The sequence below is a fragment of the Agrobacterium sp. CNPSo 2736 genome, from assembly GCF_004005385.1.
In the GTDB taxonomy this organism is placed as follows: Bacteria; Pseudomonadota; Alphaproteobacteria; order Rhizobiales; family Rhizobiaceae; genus Agrobacterium; species Agrobacterium leguminum.
In genome coordinates, this window is sequence record NZ_RZTX01000016.1 from 25,474 (window position 1) to 39,034 (window position 13,561).

Sequence of the window (13,561 nt, forward strand, 5' to 3'; positions counted from 1 at the left end):
GAAGCAATTCGGAGACCCGCAGTCGCGGCGGATAGTCACACGCCCGGCACGTCGCGGCGCGGCATGTTTTCGCCCAGCCATTGCGCGATCTTGTCTTCGAGCGTTTCCGGGCTGATGGGCTTCGACAGATAATCATCCATGCCCGCCTCAAGGCATAGTTCCCGATCCGCCTCCTGCGTATGGGCGGTAACGCCGATGATCGGCACACGCCGGCCGTCGGCGGCGGTCCGTTCCGCGGCGCGGATGGCCTGCGTCGCCTGATGTCCGTTCATGACCGGCATCGAGACATCCATCAGGATGATGGCGGGATTGTTCTCCTGCCATGCCTGCACGGCTTTCTTGCCATTGCCGACGATAAGAAAGCGCAGACCCGCCTGCTGCAATATCTGGGTGAAGACAATCTGATTGACGTCATTGTCCTCGGCCACCAGCACATCGACAAGGCTGGGCCGATGCCGCGCCGGCACCGCCGTCGATACGGCATCGCGCTGCTTTCTTTCGGCGGAGCCTTTTTCCGGCCGGACGGCGCCATCACCGCGACCTGTTTCACGCGGGACCGGCGCTTGCCGGGCGCGTTTCAACCGTACATCCCGCACCACATCGAACAGGGTGGAGCGCAGGAGCCGCGCCCGCGCCGGCTTCATCAGATGCGCCTGCACATTGAGATCGGTGAACAGCGTCTCGTCGCCGACGACATCCATGGAGGTCAGGAAAACAATGGCGATGTCGTCAAAGCGCGCATCCGCCCGGATCCGCTCCACCACATCCAGCCCGTTCATGACAGGCATATGATAATCGAGAACGATGGCGTCGATGGAAAAACCGAGCGACGCCGCCTCCTCAAGCACGGCGATGCCGGAAGGCCCGTCTTCGACCGCGTGGCCGTCTATGCCCCAACTGCGCAACTGCTCCGTCAGGATGCGGCGATTGACGTCGTTATCGTCGATGACGAGCACGCGGATATCGTCGATCGCCACGGAAAGAAGCGGGAGGTCGCGCTGTCTCTCGGTCACCTGAAACGGAATATTGACCTCGAAGGTCGATCCCCTGCCGACATCGCTGACGACCTTGATCGCGCCGTCGAACAGGCCGACGAGACCGACCGTGATCGCCAGCCCCAGCCCCGTTCCCTCGTGCCGGCGCGTGGCGGAACCGTCGACCTGGCTGAACTTGTCGAAGATGGTTTCGAGCTTGTCGGCCGGAATGCCGATGCCGCTGTCTTCGACGCGCAGCGACAGGATAGCCTCGGAAGCTTCCGCCGAACGCGCCGAAAGCTCGACCAGCACATGCCCCATTTCGGTGAACTTGACGGCGTTTCCAACGATATTGGTAACGATCTGGCGAAAGCGACCAGCATCGCCGATGACCTTGCCGAAGACGGAAGCATCGATCCGGACGATCAGCTCTATGTCCTTTTCAAGCGCCGCCGAAGACAGCAGAGACACCACATCCTCGACCGCCTCCGCCGGATCGAAGGGCACGCTGCGCAGCCTCATCTGCCCGGCCTCGATCTTCGAGAAATCGAGAATGTCGTTGATGATCGTCAGAAGCGCATTGCCGGATTTGACGATGATATCGGTGAAGGTCTTCTGGCGCGTATCCAGATTGGACTTGGCCAGAAGCTCCGCCATGCCGAGAACGCCGTTCATCGGCGTGCGGATTTCATGGCTCATATTGGCCAGGAATTCCGATTTAGCCCGATCCGCCGCTTCCGCGCGTGAAAGCAGCCGCTGCAATTCCTCTTCACGCAGCTTCATCTCGGTCACATCGGTGACGATGATGAGCCAGTAATTGCCGGAACTGTTGGTGGCCTCCAGATTGAGCCAGCTTTTGCCGGCGACATGGATGAGCCAGGAAAACGGCCGGTTGGCGGCGATATTCTCCCTCCAGGCGCGCAGCGTCTCCGCAGCCTCCCCGGCCGTGCCGAAATCGCCGCGCCCGGCGCAATGGGCGAAGAAACCCGACCAGTTGCAGCCCTTTTCCAGAAGATGCGGCGGCACGTCGAACATGCGCGCCATCGCCTCATTGGACATGATGATCGTGCCCTGCTCGACCAGCACCAGCCCCTGCGCCATGGCGCGCGTGGCACCCTGCATATATTCGCCGACCCGCTCCAGTTCGGCCGTCGCCTTGCCGATCTCGACGTCGCGCATGCGGACATCGGTGACGTCGGCATAGGTGCTGAGGATTTTTCCGCCTTCGAGCCGGGTTTTCGAAATGACCGTAACCTTGCCGCTTTTGCTGCGCACCTCGCGGGGCGCAAAGACCTCCTCCTTCAGAAGCCGCTGCACCCGCTCGCCATAGACCTCATCGAAAGGCCTGTCGCCATAGTCATAAAGGCCGCTGTCGAAATTCATCTCCATGAATTCGCGATAAGTTTTGCCGACAAGCGACTTCTCGCCGCCGATCTCGCCCCAGACCTCATAAAAGAACGGATTGACATATTCGATGACGAGATCGGCGCTGAGCAGCAGCACGCCCACCGGCAGGGCATGGAGAACCGCTTCGAGCTGGCGGTGCAGCGTCTCAGCCTCGGCCTGCGCAGCGATCAGCGCCTTTTCCCGGTCCTGCAGCAGGCTGGCATCGGTGACCGAGCCCACCAGATAGTATTCGTCGTCCGGCGTCGCGACCCGGCCGAGCCTTGTGATGACGGGAATGGCGCCGCCATCCGCAAGCGGAACGCTTCCGGTCTTTTCAATGGCTTCCCCGGTTCGCAGAATATGCTCGTTTTCCCGCTGGAACTGCGGGCCTTCCTCCGGAAACATCTCGCATTCGGTCTTGCCGATATGATCGGCGAGGCTGCCGCCCAGAAATTTCTCATAGGCCGCATTGGCAAAGGTCAGCCGCCTGTCCTGATCCCTCAGGAACACGCCGACCGGCAATTGCTCAAGCGCGGCGCGCAGAAGCCAGGTCTCGCGGATCTGCGTGCTCAGAAGCGTCTCATGCGCCTTGAACTCGGTGACATCCACCCGCAGCCCCACCAGCATGCCGTTTTCCAGCCGCTTGTTGACCATGCGCACCCAGCGGCCATCGGCAAACTGCTCCACCCTTTCGAGATAGGGCAGTGAAAAATCCCGTAGCTGCTCCTGCATCCACCCTTCGAACGCCGGATCGCCGTCCTTCGCATCGCGATAGCCGCTCGAAAAATAAATCGCCGTCATCAACGTCTCGAGCGGGACGCCGGCCTTCAGGTCGACGCCAAGCGCGCCGTAGAATTCCCTGAAGCGGGTATTGCAGTAGACCAGCCGGTTTTCGCGGTCATAAATCACGATACCCGCATCGACGAGATCGATCACGCCGCTGCCGAACAGCAGGTCCGAAGCGCTATCGGCTTGCGGAAAAACCTCCACGGTGGCGGACGGCATGTCCTCGAACGCTTCGAACAGGAACAGATTGCCGTCGTCACCGGTGAAACGTTCGCAGCGAAGCGTGTATGGCTTGGACGCGCCCCCACCATGGCAGGCAATCATCTCATCCGTGGCGAAAACCAGCGAGCGGCGCTCCCTGTCCTCGCGCTCGGCATCGCGTATATCGGCGGAAAGGGAAAGGCTGGTGTGTCCCTTGAATGCCCCGGGCGGACGCCCCATGACCCGGGCATAGGCGGAATTGACCGCGATATAGCGAAGTTCGCTGTCCTTGATGCACGCGGGCAGGTCCAGGGCGGCCACGGCCCTGCAAGCCTTTTCCAGCAACCCGCAGCTTTCGGTCAATCGATACTCCACACCTTGCAGTCCATTCCTGTCGAATCAAATATTTCCGGACGCCGTCGCAAAAAACGTTATGTGAGAAAATCGATCTTTGCTATGTATCCAAGGGGGCCGTTACCCTTTTTTAACCATAATTCTTCGCTGGTGCCCGCGCTGTCCCGGCAATCGCCGGCTACCGGTACGCATGGCTGCCATGCACCCTCCAGCGGCGGCGTTACAAAACTATCGCTTGACTTTGACGCGCAAAACGCCCACATGGCCCTCAAGCTTTCACCTTCGGCAGCCGCGTGAGCTGCAGCGTATGACCGGAAAGACGTCCTTAAAAAGGAATCTGGCCCGCATGAAGGAAAAGCGCAAAGAATACAGAAGACGGCATGTGCCGCACTGATGCGCAGAAAGTTATTCCAACCCACAAGTTCCCAATTCACGCGGGGTTCTTGACGCCTAAACCGCCGGACAGCAGCCCTGTTCCGGACGATTGGTTTTTGGCGCCCCGAAAGGCATTATATTGACCAGTTTTAGCGAACTCGGCCTCTCCGAAAAGATCGTGGCCAGCGTTACCCAGCTTGGCTATACGACCCCTACTCCCATTCAGGCAAAGGCCATTCCGCTGCTGCTCGAAGGCCGTGACCTGATCGGGCTCGCACAGACCGGCACCGGCAAGACCGCCGCTTTCGGCCTGCCGATCATCGAAATGCTGATGAAGCAGGCGGACCGCCCGGCAAACCGCACCTGCCGCACCCTCATCCTCGCCCCCACGCGCGAGCTGGTGAACCAGATCGGCGAAAACCTGCGCTCCTTCGTGAAGAAGACGCCGCTGCGCATCAACCAGGTGGTTGGCGGCGCGTCGATCAACAAGCAGCAGCTCCAGCTGGAAAAGGGCACGGACATTCTGGTGGCGACCCCCGGCCGCCTGCTGGACCTCATCGCCCGCAACGCCATCTCGCTCTCCAAGGTCACCTATCTGGTGCTCGATGAAGCGGACCAGATGCTCGATCTCGGCTTCATCCACGATCTGCGCAAGATTTCGAAGATGGTGCCGGCCAAGCGCCAGACGCTGCTTTTCTCGGCCACCATGCCGAAGGCGATCGCCGATCTCGCCCACAGCTACCTGACCGATCCGCTCAAGGTCGAAGTGACCCCGCCCGGCAAGGCAGCCGACAAGGTGGAGCAATATGTTCACTTCGTCGCCGGCAAGAACGACAAGACCGAGCTTCTGAAGAAGTCGCTCAACGAAAACCCGGATGGCCGCGCCATCGTGTTCCTGCGCACCAAGCATGGTGCGGAGAAGCTCTACAAGCATCTCGAACATATCGGCTTCAAGGTCGCCTCCATCCACGGCAACAAGAGCCAGGGCCAGCGCGAGCGGGCACTGAAGGGCTTCAAGGATGGCGAGATCAAGGTGCTGGTGGCAACCGACGTCGCAGCCCGCGGCATTGACATTCCGGCCGTCACCCACGTCTTCAACTACGACCTGCCGGAAGTGCCCGACGCCTATGTTCACCGCATCGGCCGTACCGCCCGCGCCGGCCGCGACGGCATCGCCATTGCGTTTTGCGCACCGGACGAAACCCGCCTGCTGCACGACATCGAAAAGCTGATGAAGATCGATATTCCGGTCGCCTCCGGCGAACGTCCGGCCGGTCTTGCCAGCCCGACACGCCCCAACAACAACCGCGGCGGCCGCAACAATAATGGCGGCCATCAGCGTGGTCCCCGCGAAGGCGGCCGTCACAATGGCGAATCCCGCCCCTCGCGCCACCATGCGCCGCGCGACGCGGACAACGATCTGGAAGTCACCTCCGACTTCAAGCGCGTCAAGCAGGCTGAAGGCGAAGCAGGCCGCCCGGCCGGCCCGCGCAAGCACCGCCGCCCGGCCCGCAAGCCCGGCGGCAGCGGCGCCAACCGCCACGCCCCTGCCGGCGGCAACGGCCAGGAAAAACGCGCTTCCGGCAACGGCCATCGCGGCCGCAACCGCTAAGTTGCTCTGAGTGGATTAAGGACGCCCGGCATTGCCGGGACGTTTCTTCTCCCCGCCGGGGAGAAGGTGGCCCGAAGGGTCGGATGAGGGGGTAAGGTCTCCATGATCCGGCGAGGGCGCCCCCTCATCCCGCTGCCGCGGACTTCTCCCCCTCGGGGAGAAGAAACAAGTGGCGAGCACTCGCCAATCAAGCCCTGCAGCCACATCCGGCCAGCGGGGCTTTTCTTTCCCTTCAACTACCCTGCGCGACCGGACGACGCCGTGACGGCAGGGTCATGGCCAGCACGCCGGCGATGACGCAGACGAGCCCCACCCACATGGCAGGTGTCGGCATTTCCCCCAGAAACGCCATGCCGATGGCGACGCCGACCGGCACCCTGAGATAGGCCTGCGAGGTGGTGCCGACGGAGCCCAGCGTCTGCATCAGCCGGAAATAGATCATGAAGGCGAGCGCGGTCGAAAAGACGCTGAGGCACAGGAGCGCCGTCAGTGACGCCGCCGAAGGCGACAATATCCAGGGCCGGTCGACGATCAGGCTCACGGGCAACAGGAAAACAGCGCCGCAGATAAGCGAGCCGGCGGCCGGCATGATAGGATCGAGCCCTTTGAAATTTTTACTGAAAATGGCCGCGCAGGCATAGGAAAAAGCCGCCGTCAGCACGGCGAGCTGGCTCCATATCGCCTCGCCCGCGCCGCTCAGCGCTTCGACACCGATGATGAGGCAAACACCCGTCATGCCGGCAATGGTGCCGAACAGCTTGCGCCCGCTGACCGGCTCGTGCCGGATAACGAGTGCGGTGAGAAGAAAGGTGAAGATCGGCGTCGTTGCATTGAGAATGACGGCAAGACCGGCATCGATGCTTTGTTCCGCCCAGGCGATCAATGTGAAAGGCAGAACGCTGTTGATGCAGGCCTGAATGAAAAACAGCCGCCACGTCGCCAGATCCGTGGGCAGGCGCAGCCCGCGCAGCCGGATCACCGCAAAGAGCAGCAGACCGGCGATCAGCGTTCTCGATGCGATGAAGGTGATCGGCGGTATCGTCTCCACCCCGATCTTGATGAAGGTATAGGATGCGGCCCACAGCGTGGACAACAGGGCGAGAAGCAGCAATTCGCGGGCGATGGGGTTCTGGGAGGTCACGGATCGATTTTCCAACTGCGTTCAGGATGACCCGTTCTTAACCCGAAAACAAGCATCTATGCTTCGGCCACGGCCGAAGTTTCAATCCTCTTTTGAAAAAAAAGCTCCGCACGGCGTCACCATGCGGAGCTTCGGTAAAAGAGATCGATGACGGGTCCGGCAATCAGGCCCGGCGCTCATCCACCGAGAAGGCGCCCGGACCGGCAACGAACAGATAGAGGAAGATGAAGCAGAACAGGATGGCGGCGTCGCCACCGTTCAGGGCCGGGAAGAAATTGCTCGGCGCATGCGCCATGAAATAAGCGACCGCCATCTGGCCGGACAGGATGAAGGCGACGGGTCGTGTGAACAGGCCGATCAGCACGAGAATGCCGCCGACGAATTCCAGCAGTGCGGCTACAAGCATCAGGGTCGGCAGCGAGCCTTCCATCTGCGATGCCGGAAAGCCGAACAGTTTCTGCGTTCCATGCGCCACGAAAAGCAGCGCCGTCATGATGCGCAGCGCCCCGAGTGCCTGCGGGCGATAGCGGGAGAGAGAGTCGAAAGTTGCCATGTTCATGTGTCCCCGTTGAAGTGGTGCCGCGCTCGATACCGTGCATTTAACCCTTTATGGATACACGTCTCGAACACCGGAAATCACGTTTCCGATATAGCAGAACTCCCTTAAATACAGAAAGGGAGGCATTCTACACATGGTTGATTTTCAAGCATAAAATTGACCGTCTGCCGAAAAAATCAACTCAAGGATACAGGCATTTTCTGGCGTGGCAAAGGCGGAAAAATCCGCCTCTTCCTCACGCCTGCAAGACGACGACCTTCGAACCGACCGGCACGCGGCTGTAAAGATCGATGATGTCGTGGTTCAGCATGCGGATGCAGCCGCTTGACATGGCATGGCCGATGGATTGCGGCTGGTTGGTGCCGTGCAGACGGAACATGGTGTCGTTGCCGCCGCGATAGAGATAGAGCGCGCGTGCGCCGAGCGGATTGTTCGGGCCGCCCGCCATGCCGCCGGCAAACTTCAGATTGCGCGGATCGCGGCGCATCATGTTCGCGGTCGGTGTCCAGGACGGCCATTCCGCCTTGCGGCCAATATAGGCATCGCCCTTCAGCGCAAGACCCTGCCGGCCGACACCGACGCCGTAACGCATGGCGCGCCCATCGCCCATAACGTAATAAAGCCGCCGCGCCGGCGTATCCACCACAACCGTTCCGGCCGGGTGCCTGGTATCGTAGGTGACTTCCTGCCGGCGAAGCTCCGGCTTGACCTTGTCGAGATGCATGGCGGGAAGCGGGAATTTCTCCTCCGGCTTTGCCGCATAATTCAGCCTCTGCTGGCCGATGCCGGTATTCGCGCAGCCGGCCAGAAACAGCGGCAATCCGAACAGAACACCACGACGTGAAATAGACATGTAACCCCCGCCAAATCATGTGATTAACGAGAGGTATAATTTTATGGTTAACAAACCCCTAATATGCGGTTGTGGTAATTAGAGCATTTCCAGGAAAAGTGGAGCCCGGTTTTCCGTCCGGAAATGCAGCAAAACAAAGAGTTAGAGCGCTTTCGCTACTCGAAGAAAAGCGAAAACGCTCTAACGTGCGGCAATCGCTGCGGCAGGTCTGCGATTGGCGAGATAAACCCCCGTCACCGCCAGAACGGTGCCGGCAATCATGGCGGGTGTCAGCGTTTCGCCGAAAAGCAGTGCTGCTTCCACGGCCGCAAGCGGCGGCACGAGATAGATGAGCGAGGCGGCCCGCGAGACCTGCCCGCGGCGTATCAGATAAAGAAGCAACGCCACGGCGCCGATGGAGATCGCACCCACCGACCAGGCGAGCGTGGCGGCAAGGCCGAGGCTCCAGTCCACATGCCCATCCTCCAGCAGAAGCGCGAAGGGCACGGTGATCAGCAGCGCACCGACATATTGCAGCGTGGCCACCGCCATGATGTTTCCGCCATGGACATATTTCTTCTGGTAGAGCGTGCCATAGGTAACCGAAGTCATGCCCAGCACATTCACCGCCACGGCGTAGAGCGGCACCGACAGGCCGACAGCACCGGTGGCCATGACCTTCGGCAGCACGGCAATGGCGATGCCGGCAAAGCCGATGAGCAGGCCGGCGCGCTGCAAGGGCGAGATCCTTTCGCCGATCATGTAGCGGGCGGCCACCGCCGTCATCAGCGGCTGCAGACCGGCGATGATGCCGCCGATCGCCGCCGGCACGCCCTGCCCTATCGCCCACCAGATCATGCCGAGATAAAGACCGTGCAGGAAGACGCCGGACAGGATCGCCCGGAAGAGATCGACACGCCGCTCAGGCCACTGGATGCAGGAAAAGCGGCAGATCGCCCACAGCAGCGCCCCCGCCAGCAGATAGCGCAGACAGAGAAAGGTCAGCGGTCCGGTATAATAGACCGCATATTTGGCGGTGACCCAGCCGGTCGACCAGAGAAAGACGAAGATGGCCGGAGCCAGACGGTCGAGCGACATGGGAACATCCCCTGTGCCGCACGATGCCCCGTAACCGGACACGGCGCGGGAAAGGCGGCGAATTGATATTTCTGCGGCTTCACGCAAACCGGCGAAGGATCGAACCGGGTATTCAGCAAGGCGGTATCCGCATCCCGGCGAAAGGTCAAAGGTGTTTTCGTGATCGCATCTTTCAGATTTTCTGATGCGACGCCCGATATTCATCAACCGAAAGCGACCGACCAAAATTTATGCATTCGCCCACGGCGCACACAGCACCGTCACCCCGATACGCGCCTCATCCCCGCGCAACCAATTTGCCAATGCCGCATTTATAGGCTGAAACCGAAAAAACGCTTCTTTTTTAAAACTCTAGAGCGGTGAAAAATCTTCGCAGGGAGCTCCGCATAGTTCTTGCATTGCATTTGGCGTTGTATTCATATGGCAAAAAAGGGGACATCGAAGTTGGCATTTGACGAAATGATAAATGCGGACGACACGCCGCGAAGCCCATATGAAAACTATAACGAGTGGTACAGCCGACAGGACAGGGCGCACCTGATCCAGAAATCAAAAGACGCGGAAAACATCTTTCGAAAAACCGGTATTACTTTCGCAGTCTACGGCCATGCCGACAGTTCAGAAAAACTGATCCCCTTCGATATCATCCCGCGCATCATCTCCGGACGGGAGTGGCGCAAACTGGCCCAGGGCATCGAACAGCGCGTCCTCGCCCTCAATGCTTTCCTCGACGATATCTACCACAAGCAGGAAATCATCCGCGCCGGCCGCATTCCCCGCGAAATCATCGAGAAAAACGAAGCCTTCCTGCCGGAAATGATCGGTTTCACCCCGCCCGGCGGCGTCTACACCCACATTGTCGGCACGGATATCGTCCGCACCGGCGAAGACCAGTTTTACGTTCTGGAAGACAATGCCCGCACGCCCTCCGGTGTCAGCTACATGCTGGAAAACCGTGAAACGATGATGCAGATGTTCCCGGAACTCTTCCACGAGAACCGCGTGCGGCGGGTGGAGGATTACCCCTATCTGCTGCGCCAGTCGCTCGCCTCGCTCGCCCCGCCCGGCTGTTCCGGCAAGCCGCGCGTCGCGGTGCTGACGCCCGGCATCTACAATTCCGCCTATTACGAACATTCCTTCCTCGCCGACATGATGGGCGTGGAGCTGGTGGAAGGCTCCGACCTGCGGGTCATGGACGGCAAGGTCAAGATGCGCACCACCCGCGGTTATGAGGCCATCGACGTGCTTTACCGCCGCGTCGATGACGACTTCCTCGACCCGTTGACCTTCCGGCCGGATTCGGCGCTTGGCGTGCCCGGCATCATGGATGTCTACCGCGCCGGCAACATCACCATCGCCAATGCCCCCGGCACCGGCATTTCCGACGACAAGGCGATCTATTCCTACATGCCCGAGATCGTCGAGTTCTATACCGGCCGCAAGCCGCTTCTGGAAAACGTGCCGACCTGGCGCTGTTCGGAGCCGGACAGTCTGAAATACGTGCTGGACAACCTCGCCGACCTCGTCGTCAAGGAAGTTCACGGTTCGGGCGGTTACGGCATGCTGGTCGGTCCCACCGCATCGAAAAAGGAACGGGCGCTCTTTGCCGAAAAGCTCAAAGCCCGCCCCTCCAACTATATCGCGCAGCCGACGCTGTCGCTTTCCACCGTGCCGATCATGGTCAAGAACGGCATTGCGCCGCGCCATGTCGATCTGCGCCCTTACGTGCTGGTGTCGGACAAGGTGAAGATCATCCCCGGCGGCCTGACCCGCGTTGCGCTCAAGCAGGGCTCGCTGGTGGTCAATTCCAGCCAGGGCGGCGGCACAAAGGACACCTGGGTACTGGAGGATTAAGCCATGCTGGGCAGAACGGCAAACGGGCTCTACTGGATGTTCCGGTACATCGAGCGCGCTGAAAACATCGCCCGGCTGATCGATGCGGGTCTGCGCGTTTCACTGACGCGCTCGGGCAGCGGCGATGAAGACTGGGACGGCGTGTTGCAGAGTGCGGGCGTCCACGAGGCGTTTCTCGAAACGCATGACAAGGTAACGACGGCGGATGCGATCGATTATCTCCTTCGCGACAAGGCCAACCCGTCGAGCGTCCTCTCCTGCATCGAGGCGGGCCGCAACAATGCCCGCATGGTGCGCACCGCGCTGACGCGCGAGACGTGGGAAGCGACCAACGAGTTCTGGATCGAGCTGAAGACCAGCCTCGAGCGCAGGGTGAAGCCGGCGGACATGCCGCAAATCATCGATGGCATCAAACACCGCGCCGGCCTGGTGCGCGGCGCTTTCCACGGCTCGATGCTGCGCAACGATCTTTATAACTTCTCCCGCATCGGCACCTTCATCGAGCGCGCCGACAACACGGCCCGTATTCTCGACGTCAAATATTACGTGCTGCTGCCGGCTGTGGCGCATGTCGGCTCCTCGCTAGACAATGCGCAATGGGAGTCCATCCTGCGCTCGGTCTCGGCGCACCGTTCCTATGGCTGGGTCTACGATGCGGAATACAAGCCGGCCAATATTGCCGACTTCCTCATCCTCAATGGCCGCATGCCGCGTTCGCTTGCCTATTGTTACGAGAAGATCGCCAGCAACCTCAATTACATCGCCGAGGATTACAGCGAGAGGCACAAGGCGCATGAAACGGCCGAGAGCATTCGCGACAGCCTGCGCGCGACGACCATCGCCCGGGTGATGGACGAAGGTCTGCACGAGTTTCTGGAAAGATTCGTCCATCGCAACGGGCAACTGGGACAGGAAATCACGGAAGGCTACCGCTTTTATCAATAAGCGCGTGGACGGGGACAGCTTATGCGTCTGAAAATCACCCATACGACGGAATATGTCTATGACGAGCCGATGCCCTATGCGTTGCAGCGGCTGCGCCTGACGCCGCAGACCGGCCCCGGCCAGACGGTGGAGAACTGGGATGTCTCGGTCGATGGCGCCACCGTCGAAGTGACCTATGACGACCATTTCGGCAACCGCGTTGCGCTGGTGGAAACGGAAGGCCCGCAGCAGCGGGTGAAGGTGGTGGCGAGCGGCACCGTGAACACCGAGGACAAGGCTGGCGTGTTCGGTTACCACATCGGCAATGCGCCGCTGTGGCTTTTCCTGCGCGAGACGCCGCGCACCAAACCGGGAAAGCTCGTGCGCGAACTGGTGAAGGTGAGCGCCGGCGACAGCGAGCTGGCCCGCCTGCATGACCTCATGGAAAATATTCACCGCAAGGTGGAGTATGTGCCGGGCGCGACCGATATCGAAACCACGGCGGAAACAGCGCTGGAAGCGGGCAAGGGTGTGTGCCAGGACCACGCCCATATCCTGATTTCCGCCGCCCGGCTGATGGGCCTGCCGGCCCGTTACGTTTCCGGTTATCTGATGATGGAAGAGGTGGAGGAACAGACGGCCACCCACGCCTGGGCCGAAGTGCATCTTCAGGGGCTGGGCTGGGTGGGCTTCGACGCCGCCAACAATATCTGCCCCGACGACCGCTATGTGCGCATCGCATCGGGCCTCTGCTACCGCGATTGCGCGCCGATATCGGGCATGCGGATCGGCCCGGCGGGCGAGACGCTGAATGTGTCGGTCACCGTGCAGCAATCGCAGGGCCAGAGCCAGTCGCAGAGTTGAGACGATGACCGGCAGGGACGACGACACAATCGGCTTTTATACGGGTAACGCCGCGGCCTACACCTCGCGTGGACAGGCGGCGGATCGCCCGCATCTGGAAACATTCCTGGCGCGGCTGCAAGAGGGTGCAAGCATTCTCGAACTGGGTTGCGGCGGCGGGCAGGACAGCGAATTCATGCTGGCCGCCGGTTACGATGTCCACCCCACCGACGGAACGCCTGAAATCGCCAAAGCGGCTCAAGCCCGGCTCGGCATTCCCGTCCGGACTTTGCTGTTCGAGAATATCGATGAGAGCGCGCGATATGACGGCGTCTGGGCCAATGCTTGCCTGCTGCATGTGCCCCGCCCTGCCCTGCCGGGCATTATCGGCCGCATACACATCGCGCTGAGGAAGGGCGGCATTTTTTATGCCAGCTTCAAGGCGGGAGAAGCGGAAGGCCGCGACATGTTCGGCCGCTATTACAATTACCCTTCGAAACCCTGGCTGGAAGACGTTTACGGACAGTTTGACTGGGCGGCGGTGGAGATCGAGGCAAGGCAGGGCAGCGGTTACGACCAGCTCCCGACCGCATGGCTGCATGTGACGGCAACGAAACCCTGA

General features: G+C 60.8%; 10 protein-coding genes. 5 read left to right on the top strand and 5 right to left on the bottom strand.

Annotated features, from left to right (window positions below; genetic code table 11):
• Nucleotides 1–35 precede the first annotated feature (35 nt).
• A complete protein-coding gene (locus EM858_RS21475; RefSeq protein ID WP_164865513.1) occupies nt 36–3,710 on the bottom strand; it encodes a response regulator in 3,675 nt (1,224 codons plus the stop codon).
• A 505-nt stretch (nt 3,711–4,215) separates the two neighbouring features.
• Here EM858_RS21475 and EM858_RS21480 point away from each other — a divergent pair.
• Nucleotides 4,216–5,688 (top strand): DEAD/DEAH box helicase, encoded by a 1,473-nt coding sequence (locus EM858_RS21480; RefSeq protein WP_080816057.1) that lies wholly within the window; start codon nt 4,216–4,218, stop codon nt 5,686–5,688.
• Nucleotides 5,689–5,920: 232 nt separating this feature from the next.
• Here EM858_RS21480 and EM858_RS21485 read toward each other — a convergent pair whose 3' ends face one another.
• The 4 genes from EM858_RS21485 to EM858_RS21500 all read right to left on the bottom strand — a co-directional run bounded on the left by EM858_RS21485 (nt 5,921) and on the right by EM858_RS21500 (nt 9,318).
• A complete protein-coding gene (locus tag EM858_RS21485) occupies nt 5,921–6,829 on the bottom strand; it encodes an EamA family transporter (RefSeq protein WP_127757915.1) in 909 nt (302 codons plus the stop codon).
• Between the two features lie 163 nt (nt 6,830–6,992).
• Nucleotides 6,993–7,382, bottom strand: a complete 390-nt coding sequence (locus EM858_RS21490; protein WP_162936597.1) for a DoxX family protein — start codon at nt 7,380–7,382, stop codon at nt 6,993–6,995.
• 241 nt (nt 7,383–7,623) lie between these two features.
• The gene (locus tag EM858_RS21495; RefSeq protein WP_003520529.1) at nt 7,624–8,241 is read right to left on the bottom strand and encodes a L,D-transpeptidase; all 618 of its coding nucleotides are present in this window, start codon (nt 8,239–8,241) and stop codon (nt 7,624–7,626) included.
• A gap of 180 nt (nt 8,242–8,421) precedes the next feature.
• The gene (locus tag EM858_RS21500; protein ID WP_127757916.1) at nt 8,422–9,318 is read right to left on the bottom strand and encodes a DMT family transporter; all 897 of its coding nucleotides are present in this window, start codon (nt 9,316–9,318) and stop codon (nt 8,422–8,424) included.
• A 444-nt stretch (nt 9,319–9,762) separates the two neighbouring features.
• Here EM858_RS21500 and EM858_RS21505 point away from each other — a divergent pair, with 444 nt between their 5' ends.
• The 4 genes from EM858_RS21505 to EM858_RS21520 are packed head-to-tail and all read left to right on the top strand — an operon-like array spanning nt 9,763 to nt 13,561.
• Nucleotides 9,763–11,172: a circularly permuted type 2 ATP-grasp protein gene (locus tag EM858_RS21505; RefSeq protein ID WP_162936596.1), complete on the top strand. Its 1,410-nt coding sequence runs from the start codon at nt 9,763–9,765 to the stop codon at nt 11,170–11,172.
• Between the two features lie 3 nt (nt 11,173–11,175).
• A complete protein-coding gene (locus tag EM858_RS21510; protein ID WP_127757917.1) occupies nt 11,176–12,117 on the top strand; it encodes an alpha-E domain-containing protein in 942 nt (313 codons plus the stop codon).
• Nucleotides 12,118–12,138: 21 nt separating this feature from the next.
• Entirely contained in the window at nt 12,139–12,960 is an 822-nt protein-coding gene (locus EM858_RS21515) for a transglutaminase family protein (RefSeq protein ID WP_003520534.1), read from the top strand.
• Between the two features lie 4 nt (nt 12,961–12,964).
• Nucleotides 12,965–13,561 (top strand): class I SAM-dependent methyltransferase, encoded by a 597-nt coding sequence (locus tag EM858_RS21520; protein ID WP_127757918.1) that lies wholly within the window; start codon nt 12,965–12,967, stop codon nt 13,559–13,561.

Bases quoted from the DNA above. Each gene is read 5' to 3' on its own strand.
- EM858_RS21490 (WP_162936597.1), bottom strand. From the start codon at position 7,382: ATGGCAACTTTCGACTCTCTCTCCCGCTATCGCCCGCAGGCACTCGGG.
- EM858_RS21495 (WP_003520529.1), bottom strand. From the start codon at position 8,241: ATGTCTATTTCACGTCGTGGTGTTCTGTTCGGATTGCCGCTGTTTCTG.
- EM858_RS21500 (WP_127757916.1), bottom strand. From the start codon at position 9,318: ATGTCGCTCGACCGTCTGGCTCCGGCCATCTTCGTCTTTCTCTGGTCG.
- EM858_RS21510 (WP_127757917.1), top strand. From the start codon at position 11,176: ATGCTGGGCAGAACGGCAAACGGGCTCTACTGGATGTTCCGGTACATC.
- EM858_RS21515 (WP_003520534.1), top strand. From the start codon at position 12,139: ATGCGTCTGAAAATCACCCATACGACGGAATATGTCTATGACGAGCCG.
- EM858_RS21520 (WP_127757918.1), top strand. From the start codon at position 12,965: ATGACCGGCAGGGACGACGACACAATCGGCTTTTATACGGGTAACGCC.